Annotated in this window: 21 protein-coding genes; 15 read left to right on the forward strand and 6 right to left on the reverse strand. The window is 71.8% G+C overall.

Annotated elements, in window-relative coordinates:
* Positions 1-201: 201 nt before the first annotated feature.
* Together ACFVJX_RS00325 and ACFVJX_RS00330 are read right to left on the reverse strand one after the other, a co-directional pair.
* The gene (locus tag ACFVJX_RS00325; protein ID WP_384127794.1) at positions 202-750 is read right to left on the reverse strand and encodes a hypothetical protein; all 549 of its coding nucleotides are present in this window, start codon (positions 748-750) and stop codon (positions 202-204) included.
* Positions 747-1,322 carry a hypothetical protein gene (locus ACFVJX_RS00330; RefSeq protein WP_384127796.1) on the reverse strand — a complete coding sequence of 192 codons (576 nt, stop codon included), beginning with the start codon at positions 1,320-1,322 and terminating at the stop codon, positions 747-749. The genes ACFVJX_RS00325 and ACFVJX_RS00330 overlap by 4 nt, the downstream gene beginning before the upstream one ends.
* A 263-nt stretch (positions 1,323-1,585) precedes the next feature.
* Between ACFVJX_RS00330 and ACFVJX_RS00335 the strand changes: the two genes are divergently transcribed.
* Together ACFVJX_RS00335 and ACFVJX_RS00340 are read left to right on the forward strand one after the other, a co-directional pair.
* Positions 1,586-1,990, forward strand: a complete 405-nt coding sequence (locus tag ACFVJX_RS00335) for a DUF1992 domain-containing protein (protein ID WP_384127797.1) — start codon at positions 1,586-1,588, stop codon at positions 1,988-1,990.
* Between the two features lie 51 nt (positions 1,991-2,041).
* Positions 2,042-2,533, forward strand: a complete 492-nt coding sequence (locus tag ACFVJX_RS00340) for a GNAT family N-acetyltransferase (RefSeq protein ID WP_384127799.1) — start codon at positions 2,042-2,044, stop codon at positions 2,531-2,533.
* 73 nt (positions 2,534-2,606) lie between these two features.
* Here the strand turns inward: ACFVJX_RS00340 and ACFVJX_RS00345 are convergent, their stop codons facing one another.
* Together ACFVJX_RS00345 and ACFVJX_RS00350 are read right to left on the reverse strand one after the other, a co-directional pair.
* A complete protein-coding gene (locus tag ACFVJX_RS00345; protein ID WP_384127801.1) occupies positions 2,607-3,434 on the reverse strand; it encodes a VOC family protein in 828 nt (275 codons plus the stop codon).
* A gap of 194 nt (positions 3,435-3,628) precedes the next feature.
* Positions 3,629-3,961 (reverse strand): DUF6479 family protein, encoded by a 333-nt coding sequence (locus ACFVJX_RS00350; protein ID WP_384127803.1) that lies wholly within the window; start codon positions 3,959-3,961, stop codon positions 3,629-3,631.
* Positions 3,962-4,159: 198 nt separating this feature from the next.
* On the opposite strand from ACFVJX_RS00350, the gene ACFVJX_RS00355 reads away from it, so the two are divergent.
* The 7 genes from ACFVJX_RS00355 to ACFVJX_RS00385 all read left to right on the forward strand — a co-directional run bounded on the left by ACFVJX_RS00355 (position 4,160) and on the right by ACFVJX_RS00385 (position 13,086).
* Positions 4,160-4,558, forward strand: coding sequence for a hypothetical protein (locus ACFVJX_RS00355; RefSeq protein WP_384127805.1), 399 nt, complete (start codon positions 4,160-4,162; stop codon positions 4,556-4,558).
* Between the two features lie 106 nt (positions 4,559-4,664).
* Positions 4,665-5,231, forward strand: coding sequence for a 2Fe-2S iron-sulfur cluster-binding protein (locus ACFVJX_RS00360; RefSeq protein WP_384127807.1), 567 nt, complete (start codon positions 4,665-4,667; stop codon positions 5,229-5,231).
* Entirely contained in the window at positions 5,228-6,214 is a 987-nt protein-coding gene (locus ACFVJX_RS00365) for an FAD binding domain-containing protein (protein ID WP_384127809.1), read from the forward strand. The genes ACFVJX_RS00360 and ACFVJX_RS00365 overlap by 4 nt, the downstream gene beginning before the upstream one ends.
* An 18-nt stretch (positions 6,215-6,232) precedes the next feature.
* The gene (locus ACFVJX_RS00370; RefSeq protein ID WP_384127811.1) at positions 6,233-8,332 is read left to right on the forward strand and encodes a xanthine dehydrogenase family protein molybdopterin-binding subunit; all 2,100 of its coding nucleotides are present in this window, start codon (positions 6,233-6,235) and stop codon (positions 8,330-8,332) included.
* A 199-nt stretch (positions 8,333-8,531) separates the two neighbouring features.
* On the forward strand, positions 8,532-9,035 hold the full coding sequence (locus ACFVJX_RS00375; protein WP_384127813.1) for an ATP-binding protein: 504 nt from the start codon (positions 8,532-8,534) through the stop codon (positions 9,033-9,035).
* A gap of 204 nt (positions 9,036-9,239) precedes the next feature.
* Positions 9,240-10,652, forward strand: a complete 1,413-nt coding sequence (locus tag ACFVJX_RS00380) for an NADP-dependent succinic semialdehyde dehydrogenase (RefSeq protein ID WP_384127814.1) — start codon at positions 9,240-9,242, stop codon at positions 10,650-10,652.
* Positions 10,653-10,698: 46 nt separating this feature from the next.
* Positions 10,699-13,086: a phosphoketolase gene (locus ACFVJX_RS00385; protein WP_384127816.1), complete on the forward strand. Its 2,388-nt coding sequence runs from the start codon at positions 10,699-10,701 to the stop codon at positions 13,084-13,086.
* 65 nt (positions 13,087-13,151) lie between these two features.
* Here the strand turns inward: ACFVJX_RS00385 and ACFVJX_RS00390 are convergent, their stop codons facing one another.
* The gene (locus ACFVJX_RS00390; protein ID WP_384127818.1) at positions 13,152-14,267 is read right to left on the reverse strand and encodes a chemotaxis protein; all 1,116 of its coding nucleotides are present in this window, start codon (positions 14,265-14,267) and stop codon (positions 13,152-13,154) included.
* A gap of 156 nt (positions 14,268-14,423) precedes the next feature.
* Here ACFVJX_RS00390 and ACFVJX_RS00395 point away from each other — a divergent pair, with 156 nt between their 5' ends.
* Positions 14,424-14,990: a hypothetical protein gene (locus tag ACFVJX_RS00395; RefSeq protein ID WP_384127820.1), complete on the forward strand. Its 567-nt coding sequence runs from the start codon at positions 14,424-14,426 to the stop codon at positions 14,988-14,990.
* Positions 14,991-15,000: 10 nt separating this feature from the next.
* On the forward strand, positions 15,001-16,335 hold the full coding sequence (gene glsA / locus ACFVJX_RS00400; protein ID WP_384127822.1) for a glutaminase A: 1,335 nt from the start codon (positions 15,001-15,003) through the stop codon (positions 16,333-16,335).
* 38 nt (positions 16,336-16,373) lie between these two features.
* Here the strand turns inward: glsA and ACFVJX_RS00405 are convergent, their stop codons facing one another.
* On the reverse strand, positions 16,374-17,198 hold the full coding sequence (locus ACFVJX_RS00405; protein ID WP_384127824.1) for an endonuclease I family protein: 825 nt from the start codon (positions 17,196-17,198) through the stop codon (positions 16,374-16,376).
* Positions 17,199-17,449: 251 nt separating this feature from the next.
* Here ACFVJX_RS00405 and ACFVJX_RS00410 point away from each other — a divergent pair, with 251 nt between their 5' ends.
* From ACFVJX_RS00410 to ACFVJX_RS00425, 4 genes are all read left to right on the forward strand, one after another.
* Positions 17,450-17,650, forward strand: coding sequence for a hypothetical protein (locus tag ACFVJX_RS00410; protein ID WP_384127826.1), 201 nt, complete (start codon positions 17,450-17,452; stop codon positions 17,648-17,650).
* Between the two features lie 103 nt (positions 17,651-17,753).
* Positions 17,754-18,911, forward strand: a complete 1,158-nt coding sequence (locus ACFVJX_RS00415) for a methyltransferase (protein WP_384127828.1) — start codon at positions 17,754-17,756, stop codon at positions 18,909-18,911.
* Positions 18,912-19,016: 105 nt separating this feature from the next.
* A complete protein-coding gene (locus ACFVJX_RS00420; RefSeq protein ID WP_384127830.1) occupies positions 19,017-20,195 on the forward strand; it encodes an acyl-CoA dehydrogenase family protein in 1,179 nt (392 codons plus the stop codon).
* Between the two features lie 840 nt (positions 20,196-21,035).
* Positions 21,036-26,171, forward strand: a complete 5,136-nt coding sequence (locus ACFVJX_RS00425; protein ID WP_385743306.1) for a LamG-like jellyroll fold domain-containing protein — start codon at positions 21,036-21,038, stop codon at positions 26,169-26,171.
* Positions 26,172-26,994: the final 823 nt, after the last annotated feature.

The raw sequence follows: 26,994 nt of genomic DNA on the forward strand, positions 1-26,994 counted from the left end.
ACGCGCGCCTGGGCCGGGTGCCGGGCGCGCGGCTGCCCCCGGCGCCGGTAGGGGCCGGGGGCAGGGGATGCGGGGGATGAAGGCGGGTCGTGAGGCCCCTGCCGCACGGAGGCCCCTGCCGCACGGGGCGGGTGACATTCCGTGAGGGGCCTGCCCGGTGCAGCGGAACCCGCTGCGGGCATCGGGCGGTGACCGCTCGCCTCAGACGTTCAGCAGGCGTTCGGTGAGGTCCCGATAGTGCTGCAGAGTGACCCGCAGCTCCTCGGTCCGAGACTCGGACTCTTCGCCCTGCCGCTCGGTGCTCAGCCCGCGCCGGTGTTCCTTGAGGGCGCTGGCCAGGCCTTCGACGGCGGCGTCGAAGGCGCTCTCGGCCTCCCCGACCGCCCGGACGGGGCTCTCGACGAACTCGGTCACCGCGTGCTGGAGCCGAAGGGAGAGCTTCTCCTGGTCGCCCTCCGGAATGAGCGGCCGGTGTGCGCCGGGCGCGCTGCGGGGGGTGGTGGGCGCGTTCGCGGGGGCGCCGGCCCGTCGGCCGTCCGACACGTGGGTTCCGGTCAGGTCGGTCCCTTCCGCGGTGGTGCCGGCGGGGGCGGTCGCGGGCGGTGTGCTTTCGGGGCGGTCGGTACCCGGCGCCGTGCCCGTGCGGCCGGCCGCCGTCCTGCCGGGGGGCATCGGGGGCCGTCCGGGCTGCTGGGCGGCCTCGGGGGATTCCGCAGGGATACGGGGGGTGCGTTCGGTGTCGTACGTCATGACGTGTTACTTCCTTCCGCGTGGTGCCGGTCCGGGCGGACCGGGCTCCGGCTGCCGTTGGATACCAGGACGTCGAAGAGGCCGCGGGCCTCGATCATGGCCTCGCGCATCTCCTCCGTGCCGCCCTCGCCCCGCTGCACCGCGTGCACCCGGCGGTAGCCGTTGATGTGTTCGGCGTGGTGCACGGAGAGGGCCGCGGTCTGCTCCTCGAAGTCACTGCCGTCGGGGAAGCCCATCTCCCGGGCCAGCTCCGCGAGGAGCGCGTCGGCCTCGGTGACGGCCTGCTGCGGCGCGTCGACGAAATCGCCCTGGATCTGCGTCCAGCGCTCGGTGTACCGCGTACGGGCCTCGGGCGAGAGCGGACGCTCATCAAGGGAGCGGTGACGCTTCAACCGCTCGCTCAGCTCGTGTTCGGCGGCCTTGGTGTCGCCGTCGTGGCGGGCGACGGTCCGGTCGTACTCGGGTCCGAACCGGCTCCTGAGACCGCGTCCGCCCGGCTGCCGGCCGAAGGCGAAGAACAGTCCGGCGGCCACCACCAGAACGACCGCGACGATGATCACGACAGTGGTCATGTTCAGCACTCCCGTCGGTTCTCGGTCCGCGCCTTGTTGTGTTCCACGCTCACCATCCCTTTCGGTCCGTTGCCCGGGACGAGAGCCCGGGCGGGCGTGCCGTTCGTGTACCCAGCCGAAGGGATTCATGCGCCGCCGTGGTGAGTTGCCTGCCGGCCGGGGGTTCGGGCCCGTCCCACAGGCGCCATCCGCAGCGGACCGGCCGACCGCGCCTCGGTATCGTGGAAGGGCCGCATCACGAGTACTCCGAGAGGGGCGTCACGGTGACCGAACGCAAGCCCGCGGGTGTCAGCTTCGAGTCCTGGGTGGACAGGCAGATCCGGGAGTCCGAACAGCGTGGTGACTTCTCCCGGCTGCCGGGGTTCGGCAAGCCGCTCGACGGTCTCGACCGCCCGTACGACGAGACGTGGTGGATCAAGGGGAAGATGCAGCGCGAGGGAATCTCGGTGCTGCCGCCGACGCTGGCCCTGCGCAAGGAGGCGGAGGACACGCTCGCCGCCCTGCCCGAGGTTCGCACGGAGGCCGAGGTGCGGCGCAGGCTGACCGAGTTGAACGAGAAGATCGCCGAGGCCGTCAGGCGGCCGCCGCCGGGGCCCCTCCTGAATCTCGGGCCCTTCGACGTCGACGCCCTGGCCGCGGAGTGGCGCGCCGCACGCGAATCCGCCTGAGGCCGCCGCGGGCGCCCACGACCCCGTACGCCTGTGCGTAATACTCGGTGCATGAGATCAAGCGTTACGCGGTCGGGGCGCCGGGCGCCGGGCGACGGCGTGGGGATCAGACGGGCGAACGCCCGGGACGCGAAACGGCTGACCCGTCTGGTCCGGTCCTCGCGGGCCTATGAGGGTCCGTACGCCCCGATGGTCGCCGGATACCGGGTGGGGCCCGACTACATCGAGACGCACAGGGTCTTCGCGGCCGTGGAGGAGGCCACCGGGCGGCTGCTCGGCTTCTACTCCCTGATCCTGGATCCGCCCGAGCTCGACCTGATGTTCGTCGCCGACGACGCACAGGGGTCCGGCATCGGGCGTCTGCTGGTCGGCCATCTGCGGGACGAGGCGCGGGAAGCCGGTCTCACGGACGTGCGCATCGTCTCGCACCCGCCGGCCGAGGGCTTCTACCGGAGTGTGGGCGCCATACGGACCGGCACCGAACGGGCCGCTCCGCCCGCGGTGATGTGGGACCGGCCCGAAATGCTGCTCACGATCGTCTGAGGGGGGCGACGGGCAGCGGGAACGGCTCGGCCGGATCCCCGGTCCATGACCGCCGCCCGCTCGTGCTCCGCCGTCAGGCGGTGGCGGTCGTGGTGGGGTCGTGGACGTCGGTGAGCGTGAAGAGGCCGCCGTCCGGATCGAGCAGCGTCGCCTCCCGCGCCTCGGGCCGGGACAGCTCCTCGACGAGTGAGCCGCCGTGCTCCCGTGCCGTCGCGATGGCCGCGGCGACGTCGAGGACCGGGAAGTTGACCTGCCAGTGCGGCCGGACCAGCGGATCGGGCGCCGCCTCGACCGCGCCCGAGCTGATCCGGGCCAACTGGCGACCACCGCACTGGACGATCACCTCGTCCTTCTCGTACGACACCTCGCAGGAGCCGGGACTGCCGGTCGCCCAGTCCAGCACCCCGCCGTAGAAGATCGCGGCGTCGAAGGCGTTACGGGTGCGCAACCGCAGCCAGGCGTGCGAATGACCGTCGGGCGCGGGCGGCGAGGTCGCCGGGGCGGTCCGCTCCCAGATGCCGAACCCCGCCCCGTCGCGGTCGGCGGCCAGCGCGCCGCGCCCCTTGCCGAGGCCCAGCGGCCCCACCGCCACCGTGCCGCTGCGCTCGCGGATCCGGGAGGCGGCCACGTCGGCGTCCCGGACGGCGAAGTAGGGCGTCCACGCCACCGCGACGTGGTACGTGGTCGCCACCGCGCCGATCCCGGCGACCGGAACCCCGCCGCGGCGGGCGACCGAGAACTCCTGTCCGAGCTTGCCCGGGCGGAACGTCCAGCCCATCACGGGGCCGTAGAACTTCTGGGCCGACTCCAGGTCCCTGGTCATGAGATTGACCCAGCAGGGTGCCGCGGGCCCGGTCAGAGGCGCCGGCGCGGATGCCGAACCAGAGGTGCTTGCGGTCATGGTCCTACTGCCTTCATGGAGTGTGCGGCAGATGTGTGCCGGTGGGCTGTGGGCCCTCACCAGCCTCACCGTGGGCCGCCGCTCCCGCAACACGCGGCGGCGCCGCCCGCCGCGCACACGCCCCCGACGGCCCGTGGGGCAGGCCGTCGGGGGCGTGGTCGTACCGACAAACGCCGGGGGCGGGTCCGGCGCCGTCAGTCTCGCTTCTCGTCGTTCTCGGGGCGCAGGGTCTCGTTCCCGTGCTCACCGAGCTCGTACGGGGAGAGGCCCCGGCCGTCCGCCGGGAAGCTGTCGTCACCGTGGACGTCTCGCTCCTCGACATGGGTGCGGTGCTCCGGCGCCACCGGCTGCTCATCGGGCCGGGGAGGGGGCGGCTCCTGGGCGCGCCGTCGCCTGCCCAGCCACACGGCTCCGATGAGCATGGCCACCAGGACCACTCCGACCACGCCCAGCACCGCCCCGGTCGCGCCCCGTCCGTCCGCGAGGGTGAGGGCCAGGGAATTCAGGGCTCCATGCGATACGTCCATGCATGCCGCATACCCCGGGACCAGGGGATCACTCGACGCCGACGTCGAATTCATGTTTTAAGTGGATATGAGAGTAAAAAGCGTTTCGATGGGCACTGGAGCTCCCGGCCCCCCGCGTGCGCGGGGGCGGGCCCCTCGTGTCGCAGACGTGCGGTCGCGGGGAGAGCCTGGAGGCGACCCCTCTTGGAAGGAACCGCGGTGAACAGCACACAGCAAGCGCAGACCGATGACAGCCGGCAGGGCGGGGAGGTGTCGGTCGTCGTCAGCGGGTGCGAGAAGGACGACGCGGGCACGCTGTTCGACGTGCTCCGGGCCGCGTTCACCACCGACCGGGCCTCGGTGGACGAACCGCAGGACGTCACGGGCAAGCGGCCCACCGCCTGGGTCGCGACCGTGAACGTGGCCGAGGAGCGAACGGTGTCGGGGGACGTGCGGCTCGGCGGACCCGTCACGGTCGACGTGCAGGGCGGCTACTGGGCGGTGGACCGGCTCAGGAAGAGCCTGACGGGCGCCTTCGCCGTCCAGGTCGTGGGCACCGTCTCCGGAGACCAGGAGGAGGAAGTGCGGCTGCGGCTGACAAACAGCGCTGACAAATAGCCGGGCCGTACGCCCAGGGGGTGGCGGTTTCCGGCGAGGGCGCGGAACCATCGGCGTGAATCTGGTAGAAAACAGACAAAGCGCCGCCGAGTGAGAGGCCCTGCACGTGGATCCCACCACCCAGCGGGAGGACGGCGGGGGAGACCCACGGGCGACCGCCGACCACTCCACCCTGACCCTGCACGTCAACGGCATCGAGCGGACCCTGACGCTCGACCACCGCACAACCGTCCTGGACGCCCTGCGCCAGCACCTGGGCCTGACGGGCGCCAAGAAGGGCTGCGACCACGGCCAGTGCGGCGCCTGCACCGTCCTGGTGGACGGCCGGCGGGCGAACAGCTGCCTGCTCCTGGCCGTCGCCCACGACGGGGCCCGCGTCACCACGGTCGAGGGCCTGGCCGAAGGCGACCGGCTGCACCCTCTCCAGGAGGCCTTCCTGGACCGTGACGCCCTCCAGTGCGGCTACTGCACGCCCGGCCAGATCTGTTCCGCCGTCGGAGTGCTGGACGAGGCGGCCGTCGGCTTCCCCTCCCACGCCACCGGCCGCACCGCTCCCGTCACCGTCCCGGCACGCCTGGACGCCGCCGAGATCCGTGAGCGGATGAGCGGCAATCTGTGCCGCTGCGGCGCCTACCCCCGCATCGTCGAGGCCATCGGGGACGTGGCGCCGTGAAACCCTTCGGCTACCTTCGCGCCGGATCCGTCGCCGAAGCGGTCCGGGAGGGCGCGGCCGACCCCGGGGCGCGCTTCCTCGGCGGCGGCACCAACCTCGTCGACCTGATGAAGCTCGGGGTCGAGACGCCCGGTCTGCTCATCGACGTCAGCGGCCTGCCGCTGGACCGGGTGGCGGACACCGCCGACGGCGGACTGCGGATCGGCGCCACCGTACGCAACAGCGACCTGGCCGCCCACCACGCGGTGCGCACCCGCTACCCCGCCCTCTCCCAGGCGCTGCTGGCCGGGGCCTCGGGACAACTGCGCAACACCGCCACCACCGGCGGGAACCTCCTCCAGCGCACCCGCTGCCCGTACTTCCAGGACACCTCGAAGCCGTGCAACAAGCGCGAGCCCGGCAGTGGCTGCCCGGCCCGTGAGGGCGCCCACCGCGACCTCGCCGTCCTCGGGCACTCCGCCGAATGCGTCGCCACCCACCCCTCCGACATGGCGGTCGCGCTGGCCGCCCTCGACGCGACGGTCCTGCTGCACGGACCGGACGGCGAACGGGACGTGCCCGCCACCGGCTTCCACCGGCTGCCCGGGAACAGCCCCGCCGCCGACACCGTCATCCGGCCGGGCGAGCTCATCACCGGGGTCCTGCTGCCGCCGCTCCCCGACGGCACGGTCTCCCTCTACCGAAAGGCCCGCGACCGCGCCTCGTTCGCCTTCGCCCTGGCCTCCGTCGCCGCGGTCCTGCGCGTCCGCGACGGCCGGATCGAGCACGCGGCCCTCGCGTTCGGCGGCCTCGCCCACCGCCCCTGGCGGGCCGCCGCAGCCGAGGAGATCCTCCGCGGCGCTCCCGCCACCGACGCGACGTACGCGACGGCGGTGGACGCCGAACTCGCCGCGGCCCGCCCGCTGCGCGACAACGCGTTCAAGGTCGTGCTCGCGCGCCGGCTGGCCGTCGACGCCCTGGCCGAACTCGCCGCCCGCCACTGAAGAGCCGAGGACTCCGCCATGAGCCACACCACCCAGAGCCTGGGCGCCCCCGTCGTCCGCCGCGAGGGCCGGGACAAGGTGACCGGCGCCGCGCGCTACTCCGCCGAGCGCGACCTGCCCGGCTGTCTGTACGCCTGGCCCGTGCCCGCCACCGTCCCGCGCGGCCGGGTCACCTCGATCCGCACCACCGACGCGCTCGCACTCCCCGGTGTCCGCGCCGTCCTCACCCACGAGAACGCGCCACGGACCGAGGAACCGGACGACCCGATCCTCGCCGTCCTCCAGAACGACCACGTGCCGCACCGGGGCTGGCAGATCGCCCTGGTCGTCGCCGACACCCTCGAGAGCGCGAGGGAAGGGGCCGAGGCCCTGCACATCACCTACGAGAGCGCCCCGCACGACGTCGTCCTGACCGAGGACCATCCCGGTCTGTACACCCCCGAGAACGCCAACGGCGGCTACCCGGCCGTGCGTGAACGCGGCGACTTCGACCGGGGCTTCGCCGCCGCACCCGTACGGATCGACGCCACGTACACGCTCGGCGCCCTGCACAACCACCCCATGGAGCCGCACGCCTCCACCGCCCACTGGTCGCCGGAGGGGCACCTCACCGTCCACGACTCCAGCCAGGGCGCCACCAAGGTCCGCGACAGCCTCGCCACCGTGTTCGGGCTCCGGCCCGGCCAGGTCACCGTCGTCTCGGAACACGTGGGCGGCGGCTTCGGCAGCAAGGGCACCCCGCGCCCCCAGGCCGTACTCGCCGCCATGGCCGCGCTGCACACCGGCCGGCCCGTCGAACTGGCCATGCCCCGGCGCCACATGGCCGCGGTCGTCGGCCACCGCGCCCCCACCGTCCAGCGCGTCCGGCTCGGCGCCGAGGCCGACGGCACGCTCACCGCGGTCGCCCACGAGATCATCTCCCATACCTCCACCGTCAAGGAGTTCGTGGAGCAGGCCGCCGTACCGGCCCGGGTGATGTACGGCTCCGCACACAGCCGCACCGTGCACCGGGTCACCGCCCTCGACGTCCCGAGCCCTTCGTGGATGCGGGCCCCGGGCGAGGCCCCCGGCATGTACGCGCTTGAATCGGCCCTCGACGAACTCGCCGTGGAACTGGGCATCGACCCGGTCGAACTGCGCCTGCGCAACGACCCGGCCGACGAACCCGACTCCGCGAAACCCTTCAGCAGCCGCGGTCTCGCCGCCTGTCTGCGGGAGGGCGCCGCCCGCTTCGGCTGGCACGACCGCGACCCCCGCCCCGCGATCCGCCGCGAGGGTGCCCTGCTGCTCGGTACGGGCGTCGCCTCCGCCACGTACCCCGTCTACATGAGCGCCTCCCACGCCACGGCGCACGCCGCGGCGGACGGCTCGTACCGCATCGCCGTCAACGCCACCGACATCGGCACCGGCGCCCGCACCGTCCTCGCGCAGATCGCCGCGGACGTGCTGGGGACGCCGGTGGAGAACGTGCACATCGACATCGGCAACAGCGAGCTGCCGGACGCCCCGCTGGCCGGCGGTTCCTCCGGGACGGCCTCCTGGGGATGGGCGGTGCACAAGGCCGCAACCGGCCTCCTGCGGGCACTCGGTGAGCACACCCGGCCACTGCCCGACGCCGGAGTGACGGTCGGCGCCGACACCGAGAGCGAGACGGCCACCGAATCCCCCTACGCCCGGCACGCCTTCGGGGCCCACTTCGCCCAGGTGGCGGTCGACAGCCGGACCGGTGAGGTCCGGGTGCGTCGGATGCTCGGAGTCTTCGCCGCCGGGCGCATCCTCAACTCCCGTACCGCACGCTCCCAGTTCATCGGCGGAATGACCATGGGCCTCGGCATGGCACTGACCGAGGGCAGCACCATGGACCCGGTCTTCGGGGACTTCACCGAGAGTGACCTCGCCTCCTACCACGTGCCGGCCTGTGCGGACGCGACCGGCATCGAGGCGCACTGGATCGACGAGGAGGACCCCCACCTCAACCCGATGGGCAGCAAGGGCATCGGCGAGATCGGCATCGTCGGCGCTGCCGCGGCGATCGGCAACGCCGTCCGGCACGCCACCGGAGCCCGGCTGCGCACCCTCCCGCTCACCCCCGACAGGCTGCTGCCGCACCTGCCCTGACCGCAGGACGCCCCGCACCACCCCCACAAGGGTAAAAGTCCAGCTCAATGGCGGTGCGAGCCCGGATATGTTGCGCAACCGGCTCTACCGGGTCACTCTATGGAGTGACCCAGAAGTGACATCTGCTCACTCTTTGCATTCGGGGGTCGTTCGTTCAACGGGGCGAAGCACGTGGGCCTCGATGTGAGGAGCCTCGACGATGACCGTTCCACTCGACCGGCACTATCTGGTCGAACTCCAGGTTTCGGCAGAGCGCGTGTCCCAGCTGCGGCGGATAGTCGCCGCGCACCTGCGCCACTGGAGTCTCGAACTCCACGTACGGCCCGTGTGCCGTGCGGTGGAGGAGCTGCTGACCAACGTCCAGCGGCACGTCGGCGACGACAACACCTGTGTCCTCGAACTCCGTTGGTCCGGACGGCACCTCACGGTCTCCGTCGCCGACAGCGGTGCCGAAATGCCGCGGCTGCTCCACGAGGGCGGCGGCCTCAGCCGGGTGATGGCCCTCAGCGACAGCTGGGGTACCTGCCGGACCACCGAGGGCAAGGTCGTCTGGTTCACCCGTTACGCGCAGGAGCCCCAGCACATCGAACTGGTGCCGCTCCCGCCGCTGCCCGGCGTCCGCGAGTCCCGCCGTCCGCCGGCCGTGGTCGCGGAACTCCCCGAGGCCACCCCCGTCAGGACCGGCGCCCCCGCCCTCGTCTGAGACGCGTGGCAGGAGCCGGGGCCGGGCGGCCTTCCGCCGCACCCCGACCCGACGCCACCCCCGTACCCCCCTTCCGGCGCGGATCACATGCGGATCGCACGCATGGTCCGCGCCGGGAGGGTACGCGTGTGCCCGGAGGACCCGCGTTGCGCCACAGCGCCCGGCGCGGCACGGTCGAAGTACCGAGGCAAGGAGGCCACAGTCATGCCCATCGCGACGGTCAACCCCGCGAACGGCGAGACCCTCAGGACGTTCGACGCCCTGGAGGCGGACGAGATCGAGCAGCGGCTCGCCGCGGCGGACGCCGCCTTCCGGGATTACCGCACCACCGGCTTCGGCGAACGAGCCCGGCTGCTGAACCGGGCCGCGGACCTCCTCGACGAGGACCAGCAGGACATCGCCCGCACCATGACCCTGGAGATGGGCAAGCCGGTCAAGGCAGCCCGCGCGGAAGCCGCGAAATGCGCCAAGGCGATGCGCTGGTACGCGGCCCACGCCGAGGAACTCCTCGCCGACGAACACCCCGCGCCCGCCGACGTCGAGGACTCCGGGGCCGCGCGCGCCTACGTGCACTACCGCCCGCTGGGCACCGTCCTCGCCGTGATGCCGTGGAACTTCCCGCTCTGGCAGGTCGTACGGTTCGCGGCGCCCGCGCTCATGGCGGGCAACACGGGGCTGCTGAAGCACGCGTCGAACGTGCCGCAGACCGCGCTCTACCTGGGTGACCTGTTCCGCCGCGCCGGATTCCCGGCCGGCGCCTTCCAGACGCTGCTGGTGGGCTCCGGCGCGATCGAGGCGATCCTGCGCGACCGCCGGGTCGCCGCCGCCACCCTGACCGGCAGTGAACCGGCCGGCCGCGCCGTCGCGTCCGTCGCGGGCGACGAGGTCAAACACACCGTCCTGGAACTCGGCGGCAGCGACCCCTACCTGGTCCTGCCCTCGGCCGACGTGGCCAGGGCGGCCCGCACCGCCGTCACCGCCCGGGTCCAGAACAACGGACAGTCCTGCATCGCGGCCAAGCGCTTCATCGTGCACACCGAGGTGTACGAGGAGTTCGCCGAACGCTTCACCGTCGGCATGCGCGACCTGACCGTCGGCGACCCGCTGGAGGAGACCACCGACGTGGGCCCGCTCGCCAGCGAACAGGGCCGCACCGACCTGGAGGAACTCGTCGACGACGCCGTACGGCGGGGCGCCGGCACCCTGTGCGGCGGCGGCCGGCCCGAGGGGCTGAGCGGCGGCCTGGAGAAAGGCTGGTTCTACGCCCCGACGGTGCTCACCGGCATCACGCCCACCATGCGCATCCACCGCGAGGAGACCTTCGGTCCCGTCGCCACGCTCTACCGGGTCAACAGCCTCGACGAGGCCGTGGAGCTCGCCAACGACACCCCCTTCGGGCTCAGCTCCAACGTATGGACCCGCGACGCCGAGGAGAGCCGGCGCTGCGTCCGGGACCTGCAGGCGGGCGGGGTCTTCTTCAACGGGATGACCGCCTCGCACCCCGCCCTGCCGTTCGGTGGCGTGAAGCGCTCCGGCTACGGGCGCGAGCTGGCCGGACACGGCATCCGCGAGTTCTGCAACGCCACCACCGTCTGGTACGGCTCCGAACCGCAGTGACCGCATCCCCGGCACCCCGCCCCGCCCCGCCCGCTGAGAGGTGACCATGAGCGACGCACCACCGACCTCGCCGACGGCCGGCCCGTCCGACGAGGAGATCGCCGCGCTCGACGCGCACTGGCGGGCGGCCAACTACCTCGCCGTCGGCCAGATCTACCTGATGGCCAACCCCCTGCTGACCCGGCCGCTCGAACCCGGGGACATCAAGCCCAGGCTGCTCGGCCACTGGGGCACGTCGCCCGGGCTGAACCTCGTGTACACGCACCTCAACCGTGTCATCGCGGCCCGCGGCACCCGGGCGCTCTGCGTCTGGGGCCCCGGCCACGGCGGCCCCGCGGTGCTCGCCAACTCCTGGCTGGAGGGCAGCTACTCGGAGACGTACCCCGACGTCAGCAGGGACGCGGCGGGCATGGGACGCCTGTTCAAACAGTTCTCCTTCCCCGGCGGCGTGCCCAGCCACGTCGCGCCGGAGACCCCAGGCTCCATCCACGAGGGCGGCGAACTGGGCTACTCCCTCGCCCACGCCTACGGAGCCGCTCTCGACCACCCGGACCTGCTCGTCACCTGCGTCATCGGGGACGGCGAGGCGGAGACCGGGCCGCTGGCCGGCTCCTGGCACGCCAACAAGTTCCTCGACCCGGTCCACGACGGAGCCGTCCTGCCGGTGCTCCACCTCAACGGCTACAAGATCGCCAACCCGACGGTCCTGGCACGGCTGCCGGAGGCCGAGCTCGACGCGCTGCTGCGCGGCTACGGACACGAACCGCTTTACGTGGAGGGCCACGACCCGTTCACCGTGCACCGTTCGATGGCCGCCGCGATGGACCGGGCCGTCGACCGCGTCGGCGAGATCCAGCGGGCGGCCAGGACCGGTGGCGACACCGACCGCCCGCGCTGGCCCATGATCGTGCTGCGCACCCCGAAGGGCTGGACCGGCCCCGTCGAGGTGGACGGGCTGCCCGTCGAAGGCACCTGGCGCGCCCACCAGGTCCCGTTGCCCGGGGTCCGCGACAACCCCGACCATTTGCGGCAGCTGGAGGAGTGGCTGCGCTCCTACCGGCCCGAGGAGCTCTTCGACGCCCAGGGGCGCCCATCGGACCAGGTCCTGGCCTGCGTACCGGGGGGCACGGACCGGCTCGGCTCCACCCCGTACGCCAACGGCGGGCTGCTCCTGCGCGATCTGCCCGTGCCGCCCCTCGACGAGCACGGGGTCCAGGTGGACCGGCCGGGTACCGTCCTGCACGAACCGACCAGGATCCTGGGCGGTCTGCTGGAGGCCGTGATGGCGGCCACCGCGGACCGCAGGGACTTCCGGGTCGTCGGCCCCGACGAGACGGCCTCGAACCGGCTCGATTCCCTCTACGAGGCCACCGGAAAGGCCTGGCAGGCCGGGACGCTGCCCACCGACGAGCACCTCGCCCGCGACGGCCGCGTGATGGAGGTCCTCTCCGAGCACCTCTGCCAGGGCTGGCTGGAGGGCTATCTGCTCACCGGCAGGCACGGACTCTTCTCCTCCTACGAGGCGTTCGCCCACATCGTCGACTCGATGGTCAACCAGCACATCAAGTGGCTGCGGACCTCGCGCCGGCTGCCGTGGCGCCGCCCCATCGCCTCCCTCAACTACCTGCTCACCTCGCACGTCTGGCGTCAGGACCACAACGGCTTCTCGCACCAGGACCCGGGTTTCGTCGACCACATCCTCAACAAGAGCCCCGAGGTCGTCCGCGTCTACCTGCCCCCGGACGCCAACACCCTGCTGTCGGTGGCCGACCACGCGCTGCGCAGCCGCGACTACGTCAACGTGATCGTGGCGGGCAAGCAGCCGAGCTTCGACTGGCTGACCCTCGACCAGGCGCGCGCGCACTGCGCGCGGGGGGCGGGAGTCTGGGCGTGGGCGGGCACGGAGGACGGCAGCCGTGAACCCGATGTGGTGCTCGGCTGCGCCGGGGACGTACCCACCCTGGAGGTCCTGGCGGCGGCCGGTCTGCTCCGGCGCCATCTGCCGGAACTCGCCGTGCGGGTGGTGAACGTCGTCGACATGGCCAGGCTGATGCCGAACGGCGAGCATCCGCACGGGATGCCGGACTCGGAGTACGACGCCCTCTTCACCCGCGACAAGCCGGTGATCTTCGCCTATCACGGCTATCCCTGGCTGATCCACCGGCTCGCCTACCGCAGGGCCGGACACGCCAACCTGCACGTGCGGGGCTACAAGGAGGAGGGCACGACGACCACGCCCTTCGACATGGTGGTCCGCAACGACCTGGACCGCTACCGGCTGGTGATGGACGTCATCGACCGGGTCCCGGGCCTCGGCGTCCGTGCCGTGGCGGTGCGTCAGGAGATGTCCGACACCCGCACCCGCCACCACGCCTGGATCCGTGAGCACGGTACGGACCTGCCCGAGGTGGCCGACTGGACCTGGGCGGGCTGAGGACGGCGGCGCACGGAACGGGCCCGGACGGTTCACCCGTCCGGGCCCGTTCGGTGCCGTGCCGCTCAGTAGCGCAGCGCCGCCGCGATCCGGCCGTGCTCCTTGAGCGAGTCGTCCGCCACGAACACCACGTCGGCGCCGCTGTCCAGGGCCGCCTCGACCAGTTCGTCGACGATGTCCTCGCGGACGTTCCCGTCCGCCGGGTCGGCGGCGTCCCCGCTCACCGGCTCCAGGTGCTCCTGGGTGAGCCGGACCGTCTGCTGGTAGTGCTCCTCCACCGCGACCAGCCCGGCCCGCGCCTCCCGCACGGCGGCCCACACCTCGTCGAGCCCCCCGGCGAACGCGTGGCGGCCGCGCGCCTCGTCCAGCTTGCCGTCGATCTCCGCGGCGAACCGCTTCTGCCGGGCCTCCAGAGCCGGTCGCAGCTCGGTGAGCAGATCACTGGGTGTCGTGTCGGCGGGGGCGCCCTTGGTGACCCGCCCGACCGCTACGCCGTTGCTCTCGCCGACCTCGTCCAGCAGCGCGAGCGCCGGGGCGAGACCGACCAGGTACAGCGGGCGCGGATCGGTGGCCAGGACCGCGCGCAGCTTCTCGTCCACCGTGCGCAGGAAGTGACGGGTGTCCTCGTCGGTGAAGGTGCTCGGCGTGTCGCCGATCCGCTCCTCACGCTGCGGGTTGGGCGCTTCGTGCGACGCGGTCAGCGGGAAGCCGCCGATGTGCTCCTCGTGCGCGGATTCGACGGTGCCGCTGAAGAGGCCGGCGTGGTCGGCGGAGACGGTGAGCGTCCAGAACGGCTGTGCCTGGGCCTTCGCGGCGACCAGGTTGCGGGTGAGGTAGGTGTCGCTCAGCACCACTCGTTCGGGTGCGGTGCGGGGAAGCTGCCAGATCTGGTACTCGTCCGCCGTCGCGAGGACCACCAGTGAGTCCAGTGCCCGGCGGGGATCGATCTCGGCGACCGCCCGGTCGAGCTGCTGTTTGACGGCGGCGCCCGACTCACGGTCGACGAGGGGATCGGCGTCGAGCCGGCTGCCCGCCGCTGCCACCAGGTTGCGGAGCCTGACGGCGTCCTGGGCGTTGTCGGGTGCGCGGCGGTGGGTGGGCATCGTCAGGGACAGGGCGGGATAGGGCTTGGCCGCCCGGAGTTCCTGCAGGAGGCCGGCGGTCAGGGCGTCCGTGTCCATCTGTTCCCTCCCGGGAGTTGTGCGTACTGCCGTGTGGAACGGGTGATTCGACGAGTCAATTCATACCTTTTGATCCTAATATGGGCGAATTGGTGTGCGTCCTCTCTCTTCCCGCGCGCACCCCTTCCCTCGTACTTCCGAGCAGACGGAGCGTCCGTGAACCAGACCAGTGCCGTGCGGCGCGCCCTCGGCGGCCGCGCGGTCCGCAGCCTCGCCCCCGCCTTCCTGGCCGTGGTGATCGTCGCCGGCGCCGCGGCCTGCGGCAGCTCCGACACCTCCTCGCACGGCACGGCCAGAAGCACCCGCACGGTGTCGGCGGAGCCGTCCGCGTCCCCGGAGTCCTCGGAGAGCGGGCGCACCCAGCAGGACTTCGCTGCCTCCGTCTCCGCCGAGACGGAGCGCAACCGGCAGAAGGCCGTCGCGACGCTCAAGGGTGTGCAGGGCAAGGGCGACGCGGTCAAGGACGTCTCCGTCAACGGCCTCCCGGTCGACCCCTCCGAGCAGTTCCGCAGCGCCCTGGTCCGGGTGACCAACCCGACCGACAAGGCGGCCTTCTACGCGGTCCGGGTGGAGTTCACCGACTCCTCCGGCAAGGTCCTGGACTCCGTGGTGCTCGGCTTCCCCGATGTCCGGTCCGCCCGTACGGTCAGCCAGCACGCCAACAGCCGCAAGGCCGCGGGCGTCAAGTCGTTCCCGCGGATCGCCCAGGCCGAGCGCGGCTGACGGCCGGTCGGTGAACGCCGCCGACGCGGTCACGGACGCCCTGCGCGAACTGCACACCCGGTTCGCCGGTCTGCGGGACGGCCGCCTCGCCGACTACATCCCGCAACTGGCCCTGGCCGACCCGGGCGCCTTCGGGCTGGCCCTGATCAGCATGGACGGCCACCGCTACAGCACGGGAGACGCGGAGGTGCCGTTCACCGTCCAGTCCGTGTCGAAGCCCTTCGTCTACGCGCTGGCGCTGTCCGCGCTCGGCCTGGACGAGGTGTGCCGCTGGGTCGGCGCCGAGCCCAGCGGCGAGGCCTTCAACGCGATCAGTCTGGAACCGGACACCGGGCGTCCGGCGAACGCCATGGTCAACGCGGGTGCCATCGTCACCACCGCGCTGGTCCCGGACACCCGCGACGCCCCGAGGTTCGACCGCATCCTCCACTTCCTGAGCCGGTTCGCCGGCCGGAGCCTCGACGTCGACGAGCAGGTCTACGCCTCCGAGGTGCTCACCGGCGACCGCAACCGCGCCCTCGCCTATCTGATCCGCAGCGCCGGCCCGCTGCCGGTCGACCCGGTGGCGGCCGTGGAGACGTACTTCCGCCAGTGCGCGGTGCGGGTCACGGCCCTGGACCTCGCCGCGATGGCGGCGACCCTGGCCAATGGCGGGGTCAACCCTCTCACCGGGGACGCCGTCGTCCCGGAGCCCGTGGCCGCCCATGTCCTGGCGGTGATGGCGACGTGCGGGATGTACGACGTGTCGGGCGACTGGCTGCTCAGAGTGGGGCTGCCCGCCAAGAGCGGCGTCTCCGGAGGTCTGATCGCCGCAGGACCGGCCCGCTTCGGACTCGCCACGTACAGCCCGCTCCTGGACCCGGCCGGGACCTCGGTCCGCGGGCACCTGGCGATCGACGCGCTGTCGGAGCGGTTCGGGCTGCACCTCATGCACAACCCCGCCCTGGCCGGCTCCACCGTCACACTCGTCACCACGGCCGACGATCTGCCCGCGGCACCGGCGGGGGAGCGGGAGCGCGCCGGCCGTGAGCGGGTGGCGGTGGTCGCGGCCCAGGGGGCGCTGGACTTCACCGCGGCCGAGCGGGTGCTGTACGCCCTGGACGAGTCGGACCCGCGGGATACGGCGGCGGTGGTGCTGGATCTGCGCCGGGTGACGGACATCGACACGGTGGCCAGGGCGATGCTGCGCACCGGACTGGCCCGGCTCACGGGCGGCGGCAGGCGTGCCGTCGTGGCCGACCCGGCGGGCCGCCTCGCGGGAGCCGGCCCCGAAACCGGGGCCCCGCGCTCCTTCGTCTCCCGCGAGGAGGCAGTGGCCTGGTGTGCGGCGGGCCGGACGGACTGAGTGGACCGCCCCGGCCGGCCGCCACGCGGACCTGCGGACTACCAGATGGCGGCCACCCATTCCGGGTGGTCGATGAACGGGTTCCGGTTGTGCTGGTACTGGTCGAATATGACGTCGTTGCGCCGCTTTTCGAAGCTGTCCGGCGGGTCCTCCTGGCTCCATGTCTTCAGGACGGAGAGCCGGCCGATGTTCGGCGCGGAGCCGTTCGACACCTTGTCGTTGGGTTCGAGATCGGCGAAGGAGTCGTCGCCCTCGTACCGCACGGCCATGTAGAGGATCATGCGGGCGACGTCGCCCTTGACCGCGTCGCGCGGTTCGAAGGAGTCGCTGTCGCTGTAGTTGCCGGGCGCCCCGCTCACCGCGCTGCCGCCGTTGTCGAAGTCCTTGTTGCCGCGCACCGAGTTGACCGACACGTCTTCCGGGCGCAGGTGGTGGATATCGGTGCCCGGGCCGGTGGCCGTGCCGAAGTCGCCGTGCGACTTGGCCCAGACGTGCTCCCGGTTCCACTGGCCGCTGCCGCCGCCGCTGTCGCTCTTGGGCTCGGAGAGACCGGAGTAGAGAAGGATGACGTTGGAGGAGTTCGACGGGTCCTCGTCCGTGTCCTTGAGCGCGTCCCAGACCTGGGCGTAGGTGAGGGTGGACTGGTCGCTGATGATCGTGTGCAGGGCACCCTTGAGCGCGGTGCCGGTCTTGCCGAGCGCGTCCTGGTAGTACGTGTCGTCCAGCGCGCCGAGCGGGGTGGTGGCGGCCGCCGGTGCCCTCGGGGTGTCGGCCGGTGCGGCGGCCGCGGTACCGGTGAGTACCGCGAAGGCGGCGAGAGTGGCCAGCAACGGGCGCCGGTAGGGAAGGTGACGACGGGACATGTGGGGTGTCCTCTCCGGAAAAGCGGCCACCGCGGCGCCGGCACAGGGTGGGGGGCGGCTCCGCGGTGGTCGTGTGGTACGTGGTCAGCGGGAGCCTTCCACACGCACCGTGACCGAGGTGTGAACGCAGCGTACCTATCATGTGCAGGTCAAGTGAGGGTCGGTTCCGGCCGGGGTGGACGGCGCGGCCGGGCATCGGATGCGCCCCCGTCGGCACGGGGCGAGAATTGCCGCAAGGACGAGGAGGCGGCATGAGCGACGAGCCCGAATCCGTATCCGCACTGCGGGGTGTGACCCCCGACAGCCTCTTGCACACCGGTGCGAGCGACGATCCATCGGCCGAGGACCTGGTACTCGCCTCCGGGCGGGACCTGACGCCGCAGACCCTCGAGTGGGCGCGGCGCAGGCTGGCCAGGGAGGGCCGAGCGGCCATCGACAAGCAACTGCCGTAGCCGCCGTCGGGCGCCGCTCCGGGGTGGGCGCGGCCGCTCCGCGCCGTCGCGGCGGCCGGAAGTGTGCGGGTGTCTCCCGCTGCTCGGTTAGCCTGAACGCCATATGAACCGTTTGACGACGTCAGGGGCCGGTTACGACCTTGCCCGATTCCCCGAGGACCCCCGCGACCCCTTCCGTGCCTGGGACGCTGCCGACGAGTACCTGCTGCGGCACCTGGAGGGGATCGACGGCGCCGAGCCGGTCGACCTCTCCGGCAGCGTCGTCGTGGTCGGCGACCGCTGGGGCGCGCTGAGCACGGTGCTGGCCGGCCACCGGCCCGTACAGATCACCGACTCCTACCTCGCCCAGCGGGCGACCGAGGCGAACCTGGAGCGCAACGGGGCGGACGCGGACGCCGTGCGCCTGCTGTCCGCACGGGACACCCCGCCGGAACGGATCGACGTCCTGCTCGTACGGGTACCCAAGAGCCTCGCGCTCCTCGAGGACCAACTGCACCGGCTGGCGCCCGCCGTCCACGCGGACACCGTGATCATCGGCACCGGCATGGTGAAGGAGATCCACACCTCCACCCTCAAGCTGTTCGAGCGGATCATCGGCCCCACCCGCACCTCGCTCGCGGTCAAGAAGGCCCGGCTCATCCACTGCGCACCCGAGCCGGCCCCGGCACGCACGCCCAGCCCCTGGCCGCACCGGTACGAGCTGCCCGACGATGTCGGCGCCGTCGCGGGGCGGACCGTCATCAACCACGCCGGAATCTTCTGCGCGGAACGGCTCGACATCGGCACCCGCTTCTTCCTGAAGCACCTGCCGCGTCGCAGCAGTCCCGAGCGGGTTGTCGACCTCGGCTGCGGGAACGGGGTACTCGGCCTGTCCGCCGCACTCGCCAACCCCGAGGCCGAGATCACCTTCATCGACGAGTCGTACCAGGCCGTCGCCTCGGCCGAGGAGACGTTTCGCGCCAACGCCGGTGACGGCGCCGAGGCCCGATTCGTGGTCGGGGACGGCCTGGCCGGCACCGCGCCCGCGAGCGTCGACCTCGTCCTCAACAACCCGCCGTTCCACTCGCACCAGGCCACCACGGACGCGACCGCCCGGAACATGTTCCACGGGGCGCGCGCCGCGCTTCGCCAGGGCGGCGAGCTGTGGGTCGTGGGCAACCGTCATCTCGGCTACCACACCCAGTTGCGCCGGACGTTCGGCAACTGCGCCACGGTGGCGGGCGACCCCAAGTTCGTGGTGCTGCGCGCCGTCAAACGCTGAGGCCCGCCGCCCCGGGCGCCGCGCCCCTTCCGGATTCTTGCAACACGTTCTACTGTGTGCGCCGCCGCACACGGGCGACGCGACCGCGAGACTCCTGGAGGGGCCGTGCACCTCGAATACACGCCTGAGCAGCAGCAGTTGCGCGCCGAGCTGCGCACGTACTTCGCCGCCCTGGTCCCTGACAACGCCTATGCGCGCTATGCCGACCCGGACGCCCAGAAGCGCTTCTACCGGGAGACCATCCGGCGCCTCGGCTCCGACGGCTGGCTCGGCGTCGGCTGGCCCACCGAGTACGGCGGGCGCGGCCTGTCCCCGATGGAACAGTTCATCTTCTTCGACGAGGCGGCGCAGGCCGGCGTACCGCTGCCGCTGATGGCCCTCAACACCGTCGGCCCGACGATCATGCAGTTCGGCACCGACGAGCAGAAGGCCTACTTCCTGCCGAAGGTCCTCGCCGGGGAGATCGACTTCGCGATCGGCTACAGCGAGCCGGACGCGGGCACCGACCTCGCCGCCCTGAAGACCCGGGCAGTGCGCGACGGCGACAGCTACGTCGTCAACGGGCAGAAGATCTGGACGACCAACGGCGACACCGCGGACTGGGTCTGGCTCGCCGCCCGCACCGACCCGGACGCCCCGCCCCACAAGGGCATCACCATGCTCCTGGTCCCGACCTCCGACCCCGGCTACTCCTGCACCCTGATCAACACCCTCGCCTCGCACGACACCACCGCCAGCTACTACGAGAACATCCGTGTCCCCGTCTCCCGCCGGGTCGGCGACGAGAACAAGGGCTGGCGACTCATCACCAACCAACTCAACCACGAACGCGTCACCCTCGCCGCCCACGGCACCATGGCCATCCGCGCCCTGCACAACGTCCGTCGCTGGGCCGCCGAGACCCACCTCGCCGACGGCCGCCGCGTCATCGACCTCGGCTGGGTCCGCGCCCGGCTCGCCCGCACCCACACCCGGCTCGACGCCATGAAGCTCCTCAACTGGCAGATGGTGTCCGCCGTCCAGCACCACGCCCTCACCCCGCAGGACGCCTCCGCCGTCAAGGTCTACGGCTCCGAGGCGCGCCGCGACGCCTACGCCTGGCTCATGGAGGTCGTCGGCTCGGCCGGCCCGCTCAAGGAGGGTTCGGCCGGCGCGGTGCTGCACGGCGAACTCGAACGTGGCTACCGGTCCGCCGTCATCTTCACGTTCGGCGGCGGCAACAACGAGATCCAGCGGGAGATCATCTCGTGGATCGGCCTCGGGATGCCGCGCGTACGGCGCTGAGTCGGCTGCCCCCCGGGTCCGTGATTCTGGCGACGACCTTGGAATGGCAGTCCGAGTAGGTCCGCAACGGCCTGGAGGCCCTTGGCCCGGTGCTCGACGCAGAGGGCCCAGTGGTGGCCGATGCCCGAAGTACTCCATGCATCGGTCCACCGGCAGCATCCAGGCGACGATGCCCGGCACTGCGCCCACCGTGTAGAGCAGCCGTCGGCTGATCCGGTCGCCGAGCTGCATGAAGCCGAAATAGGTGGACAGCACGGTGCGGGACCACGCCAGCACTTGGAGCAGATTCTGCCCGGAAGCGCTCTCCACGCTCGCGGTTGCGTACACCCGGGGCATGAAGATTCCCATCTGGCCGGCGGCCACGCCCCAGAAACCGTAAATGCCGAAGAGGAACAGCAGAGCCCTGACGTTGACCCGGCTGGCGAACAGCTCCCGTGCGCCGCGCCTTCCGCCCGCTCCGGCGCACACGGCGGCGACGGCCGCGCGAGCTCCGCGGAATCCGACCCGTCCGGAAGTTCGACCACTTCTGTCCCTGGCGCGGTGAAGGCCGGGAAGAACGCGCTATGCGCTGATAAACACCAAGACAGGCCATCCGGACCCAGAAATTTCTTATGCCCGCAAATTCACCGGGGCCGCATCCGGTCAGCAAGTCGCAGGTTGGATAAATCCTGCCCTCCGGATACGAGCGATATGCCCGAAGTGTCACTCAATAATTGTCCGTATCCGGGCTGAAGGGTGACTTTTGCTACCACACAGCATCCACACATACCTCGTTGACGGCTTGATCCAGTAGGCCGGATAGTCACCGCCAGAGTATGAAAATTGCATGAGGGGATCGGCGTGGCTGAAAGAACGCGGGGGAGCGTCGCTGTGGGCGCGGTCTCCCTGCTGGTCGGGGCATTGCTCACCGGACAGCTACCAGGAACATCTCTGCCCGACGCGAGCGCGCAGACCCCGGGAACGGGCGGGGCGGACACCCGAGTCGCCGACGACCCCGCACCTGACACCCTCTCACCCGACGTCGACCGGGCGCGGGAGCAGGCCCGGCGGGACGGGAAGCAGGTCGAGGTCGTCTCCGAACGCGGGGCGAGCCGCGAGGTGTTCGTCAACCCGAGCGGCAGCCTCACCGAGATCACGCACATGGAGCCGGTACGCACCCGCCGGGACGGCAAGTGGGTCACGATCGACACCAGCCTGCGACGGCTGGACGGGGGAGTCGCGCCGGTCGCCTCCGCCGCCGATGTCGTGTTCTCGGCCGGGGGCGGCCAGGCCCCGTTGGTCCGGATGACCAAGGCTGGGCGGGAGTTGTCCCTGTCGTGGCCGGGCACCCTGCCCGCCCCGGTCCTCTCCGGCTCCTCCGTGACGTATCCGGAGGTCCTGCCGGACGTGGATCTGCGGATGACCGCGGACCCCGACGGCTTCTCCCAGGTCTTGGTGGTCAAGAGCGCCGAGGCCGCGGCCAACCCCGCGCTCGCCGAGCTGAAACTGCCCTTGGAGGGCAAGGGACTCACCGTCCGCGGCACCGACGCCGGCGGTCTTGAGGCGGTCGACACCCAGGCGGGAGGCGTGGCCTTCGAGGCGGCGCAGCCGGTGATGTGGGACTCCGGCGAAGCCGACGCCGGCACAGACGCCGAAGCCCACACCGGCACCGGCGCCCGGTCCAGGACGGCAGCCGTGCCCCCCACCACGGCCGCGGAGGCCGCCGGGTCCGTCCCACCGGCCGGCGCCCCGCGCAGCGCGCCTTCCCCCGACCTGTACGAAGGTCCCGGCGAGACCTCGACGCGGGCGGCCGTTCGCGCCTCGGTGACCCCTGACTCGCTCCTCCTCACCCCGGACCCGCAGCTCCTCTCCGGCGAGAACACCCGCTACCCGGTCTTCATCGACCCGGCCTGGTCCTCGCCCCGCGCCTCCGCCTACGCGATGGTCTCCCGCGCCTACCCCAGCTCCCACTTCTACAAGTTCGACGGCGCCGCCGACTCGGGCATGGGCTTCTGCCCGCCGAACTTCTCCGGCCTCAAGTGCGCGACCAACGACGCCAAGCGGCTCTTCTACCAGCTGCCGGTGACCAGCTTCGCGGGCAAGAGCATCACCAGCGCCGAGTTCGTCGTCCGCGAGACGTTTGCGTACAACTGCACCAAGCAGCCGGTGGAGTTCTGGCGCACCAAGCCGCTCACCACCACGACGACCTGGAACAGCCAGAAGGCTTCGGGCTACTGGATCGACCAGATGCCGACCGTGACGGCCGCCAAGGGCGCCACCGCCTCCTGCCCGGACGGCGACCTGGAGTTCAACGCGAAGGACGCGGTCACCTGGGCCGCCGCCAACAAGCAGACCAAGCTCACCTTCGGGCTGAAGGCGCCGAACGAGAACGCCGAGTCCCAGTGGAAGCGCTTCGCCGGCAACGGCTTCCTGCGTGTCGAGTACAACAACGCGCCGAACCAGCCCAAGCAGTCGCAGCTGACGATGAGCCCGGGCGGCACCTGCACGCTGGCGCCCAAGGCGGTCAACGTCATCCCCAAGGCGACGGCCGTCCTGTCGGACCCCGACAAGGACCAGGTGTACGCGGAGTTCAAGGCCGAGTGGGATTCGGGCGACGGCTGGAAGGAGCACTGGAACTCCGGCCGGATCGGTCCCAAGGCGTCCGGACAGCCGTACACGATCTCGCTCCCGTCGAGCATCCCGCAGAACCTCAAGACCAGTTGGAGCGTGCGCGCCTCGGACGGCAAGCTGTGGGGGCCCTGGAGCTACGCCGGTGACACCCAGACCGGCTGCTACCTGACCTTCGACTCCAAGAGCCCGGCGGCGCCGACCGTGGTCTCCCAGCAGTACCCCGTCTCGGACACCACCGACCCGCTCGACCCCTGGCTGGACGGAGTCGGACGCTACGGCCGCTTCACCATCGACTCGGCCGCGACGGACGTGACCAAGTACTGGTTCGGCCTGAACGCGGACCCGACCGCGGCAAACGAACGCAAACCAGCGACCCCCGGCGGGGCCGTCTCGGTCGACGTGATGCCCACCCGGCCAGGGCTGAACAACCTTTACGTCCAAGCCTGGGACGCCAACAACAACGCCAGCACCATCGCCAATTACCAGTTCCGGGTGGCCACCGGCCAGCCCGATCGCGCCAACTGGACCCTCGACGCCCCGGCCGGCGCCACCCAGGACCCGGGCTCCGGCGGCGCCCGGCCCGCCGTGCTCGGCGGCACCGCGACGCTCGGTGAACCGGGCGTCCGCAATACGGCTCTCGCCCTGAACGGCGCGGGCGCCACCGACGGTTACGCGGCCGGCGGACCCCACCTGCTCGACACCGACGGCGACTACACCGTCTCCACCTGGGTGCGCCTGGACTCGGATGCCGGCACCGCCACCGCGGTCAGTGTCGACGGCACCCTGCACGCGGGCCTCTACCTCGGCTACGAGGGAGCGAACAAGCGCTGGGCCTTCCGCGTGCCCACCAAGGACGGTGCGGGCGCCGTATTCGGCGGCGTGATGTCGCCGTCCCCGCCGGAGGTCGGCAGATGGACACATCTCGGGGCGGTCCGTGACGCCGCGGCCGGCAAGTACACCTTCTACGTCGACGGTGTGCCGGTCGGCACGACCGCCTTCACCACTCCCTGGCACGCTGCGGCCAACCTCCAGTTCGGCCGCAGCAAGTACAACGGCGCCTACGTCGATCCGTGGAAGGGTGCGATCGACGAGACCGCCGTCTACGACCGCCCGCTGGGCGCGGCGGACATCGGCCGACTGGCCCGGCACGAGGCCGTGACCACCGGCCGTCCCGCCAAGGCGGCCTGGGACTTCGACGACGCCGCCACCTCCCAGGTGGCGCAGGGCGCGAGCGAGGTCAGGCCCCTGGTACTCAAGGGCGGCGGCACCTTCGGCGCCGTGGGCAACGTGGCCGGTGCCCTGGACCTCAGCTCCACGGCGAACGGCTACGCGAGCAGTGCGGGCCCGCAGCTCAACACCCTGCGCAGCTTCTCGGTCTCCGCGTGGGCCAAGCTCCCCAAGGCGGAGCCTTCCACGGCGCAGATCATCGCGACCCAGGCCGGTGCGCAGCAGAGCGGTTTCGAGCTGTACTACTCGGGCTCGTACCGCCGCTGGATCTTCAACCGCTACGTCTCCGACACCGCGGGCGTCCAGCCGACCCGGGCCATGGCCAACCTCGGCAAGCCCGCCGCGGACCAGGTCTACCCCGGGGACAGCTGGCACCATCTCGTCGGTGTCTACGACAGCACGGTGAAGGAGCTCCGGCTCTTCGTGGACGGCGGACTCGTGTCGGCCGTGCCGTTCGAGCCCGCTCCCTGGGACGCCACGGGCCCGGTGCAGATCGGCGCGGGTTCCTACGGAGCGCTGCCGGGCTCGTTCTTCAAGGGGCAGATCGACGATGTGCACCTGTACGACCGGGTGGTCTCCAAGGACGAGGTCGGTGACCTGTTCAAACAGCACCCGCAGGTGAAGGGGCGCTGGAAGTTCGACGCCACGACGGCCGCTACCCCGGCCTCCAGCCCCGACGACAGCGCCGGCGAGCGGCCCGCGGTCCTGGGCGGCCAGGCGGCCGTCATTCCGGGCGCGGGCTGGGTCGGCGCCGGAGGCCTGGTCTTGGACGGGGTGGACGACTACGCCGCCGCCGCGTCCGTCCCGGTGAACACCAAGGAGAGCTTCACCGCGACCGCCTGGGTGAGCACCGCGAGCCGCCCGCAGAAGAAAGTCACCGTCCTGTCGGCGGAAGGTGCGGTCAACAGCGCCTTCACCGTGCGCTACGCCCCGGACCCCGCGGACCCGGCGAACCAGGGGGGCTACGAGCTGGAGCTGCCCACCACGGACACGTCGGGCGCTGCCCGGCCCGCGGTCCACCATTCGAGCTTCCAGACGGACTTCGAGTGGGACCACATAGCGGTCGTGTACGACGCCTTCTCCGACGAGGCGAGGCTGTACGTCAACGGCCATCTGGAGCAGGTCATGGACGCCATGTCGTGGCGGGCCAACGTGCTGCCCTTCCAGGCGACCAAGCAGCTCCAGTTCGGCCGCAACAAGGAGAACGGGACGACCGGCGAGTACTGGCCTGGCGTGATCGACGACGTGTGGATGTTCTCCGGCGTCGCAAGTGACGCCCAGATCATCAAACTCGGCAACGGAGAGAGCCTGAACACGGCCCCGCGCCCGCTTCACGGCCACCGGTCCGCGGGCCCGCCGGTCCGCAGGTCTCGGCCCCCGCAGGGGCATCAGCCGCTCGCGGCGCGCATCCGGTCGCCGCGGGACGGGTCCCGACGGCCCGAACCGTCCGGGTCGGACCGGGCCTTTCCCTCCCGCACCCCGCACCCCGCTCCTCGCCTCCCGCCCCGCACACCCCGCACCGAAAGGAATCACCGGGTTGTCCAGACCCATACCGCCGCGTCGCGCGGCCGGCATCTATCGCAGTGCCGCCCTCATGGTGGCCGTCCTGATGGCCGGCTCGCTGTTCCAGGCCGCGCCCGCGCTCGCCGCCCCAGGAACCGGTATCGGCGCCACGCGCCCACACACCGTCGAGGCCGACCACCCCGTCCCCGGCAAGGCCCTCAAGGCCGCGCCGCGCAAGAGGGACGGGCTGGCCGCCGGCCCCCGCCGCGCACCTCACGCCACCTGGCCGAAGGCCGGCACGGCTCAGGTCACCCTGCCCGCCGTGCCCGAGCCGGGCCACGGTTCCGGTACGAAGGCCAGGGCCGCGGCCCCCGCGCCAACACCGGTACCGGGCCTGCCCGTCCGGCTGCTGGCCGTCCCGGCGGAGCCCACCGGTTCCGCCGCGAACGCACCCGTGTCCGCCGATGCCGTGCGGGCCCGGGTACGCGTCCTCTCCCAGGACACCGCCCGCGGCCTCGGCCTCGACGGTGTCCTGCTCTCCGTCTCCGGCACCGGCCCGGCAGACGCCTCCGTCGATGGCCGCCGTGTCGGCGTCAGCCTGGACTACTCCGCGTTCGACGAGGCGTACGGCGGTGACTACGGCGCCCGGCTGCGCCTGGCCACCCTCCCGGCGTGCGCGCTGACCACCCCGGAGCTGACCCGCTGTCGTACGACCACCCCCGTCGCGGGCCGCAACGACGGCGAGAAGCACACGGTCTCCGCCGACTCAGTAGCGCTGCGCCCCGCCGCGTCCGCGGTCCTGCTCGCCGCCGTGGCGGACCCCGCCGGCGGCACCGCGGGCGCCGGTGACTACACGGCGACACCGCTGTCGTCATCGGCGGCCTGGCAGACCAGCCTGCAGACGGGCGACTTCTCCTGGTCGTACCCCCTGACGGCGCCGACCGTGCCGGGCGGGCTGCTGCCCAAGCTGTCCATCGGCTACTCCTCGGGCTCCATCGACGGCCAGACCTCCAACAGCAACAACCAGTCCTCCTGGCTCGGTTCGGGCTTCGACATGAACACCGGCTTCATCGAGCGGCACTTCAAGCCGTGCGGCGAGGACGGAGACTGGAGCAGGGACGACGCCCCCGGCGACCAGTGCTGGGGGTACGACAACGCCACCATCAGCTTCAACGGCCGTGCGGGCGAGCTGATCCCGGCGGGCAAGGACGTCTGGCGCATCCGCAACGACGACGGCACCCGCGTCGAGAAGCTCAGGAACGCCACCGAGCGGGCCAACGGCGACAACGACGGTGAGTACTGGAAGGTGACGACCACCGACGGCCTCCAGTACTTCTTCGGCTACAACCGCCTCCCGAGCTGGAACACCGGCAAGCCGGAGACGAAGTCCACCTGGAACGTGCCGGTCTTCGGAAACAACGCCGACGAGCCCTGCCACCAGGCCACGTTCGCCGCGTCG

Source organism: Streptomyces sp. NPDC127177 (assembly GCF_042672475.1).
Classification (GTDB): Bacteria; Actinomycetota; Actinomycetes; order Streptomycetales; family Streptomycetaceae; genus Streptomyces.

Bases quoted from the DNA above. Each gene is read 5' to 3' on its own strand.
- ACFVJX_RS00415 (WP_384127828.1), top strand. From the start codon at position 17,754: ATGAACCGTTTGACGACGTCAGGGGCCGGTTACGACCTTGCCCGATTC.
- ACFVJX_RS00340 (WP_384127799.1), top strand. From the start codon at position 2,042: ATGAGATCAAGCGTTACGCGGTCGGGGCGCCGGGCGCCGGGCGACGGC.
- ACFVJX_RS00410 (WP_384127826.1), top strand. From the start codon at position 17,450: ATGAGCGACGAGCCCGAATCCGTATCCGCACTGCGGGGTGTGACCCCC.
- ACFVJX_RS00325 (WP_384127794.1), bottom strand. From the start codon at position 750: ATGACGTACGACACCGAACGCACCCCCCGTATCCCTGCGGAATCCCCC.
- ACFVJX_RS00345 (WP_384127801.1), bottom strand. From the start codon at position 3,434: ATGACCGCAAGCACCTCTGGTTCGGCATCCGCGCCGGCGCCTCTGACC.
- ACFVJX_RS00330 (WP_384127796.1), bottom strand. From the start codon at position 1,322: ATGACCACTGTCGTGATCATCGTCGCGGTCGTTCTGGTGGTGGCCGCC.
- ACFVJX_RS00385 (WP_384127816.1), top strand. From the start codon at position 10,699: ATGAGCGACGCACCACCGACCTCGCCGACGGCCGGCCCGTCCGACGAG.
- ACFVJX_RS00375 (WP_384127813.1), top strand. From the start codon at position 8,532: ATGACCGTTCCACTCGACCGGCACTATCTGGTCGAACTCCAGGTTTCG.
- ACFVJX_RS00370 (WP_384127811.1), top strand. From the start codon at position 6,233: ATGAGCCACACCACCCAGAGCCTGGGCGCCCCCGTCGTCCGCCGCGAG.
- ACFVJX_RS00390 (WP_384127818.1), bottom strand. From the start codon at position 14,267: ATGGACACGGACGCCCTGACCGCCGGCCTCCTGCAGGAACTCCGGGCG.
- ACFVJX_RS00350 (WP_384127803.1), bottom strand. From the start codon at position 3,961: ATGGACGTATCGCATGGAGCCCTGAATTCCCTGGCCCTCACCCTCGCG.
- ACFVJX_RS00380 (WP_384127814.1), top strand. From the start codon at position 9,240: ATGCCCATCGCGACGGTCAACCCCGCGAACGGCGAGACCCTCAGGACG.
- ACFVJX_RS00405 (WP_384127824.1), bottom strand. From the start codon at position 17,198: ATGTCCCGTCGTCACCTTCCCTACCGGCGCCCGTTGCTGGCCACTCTC.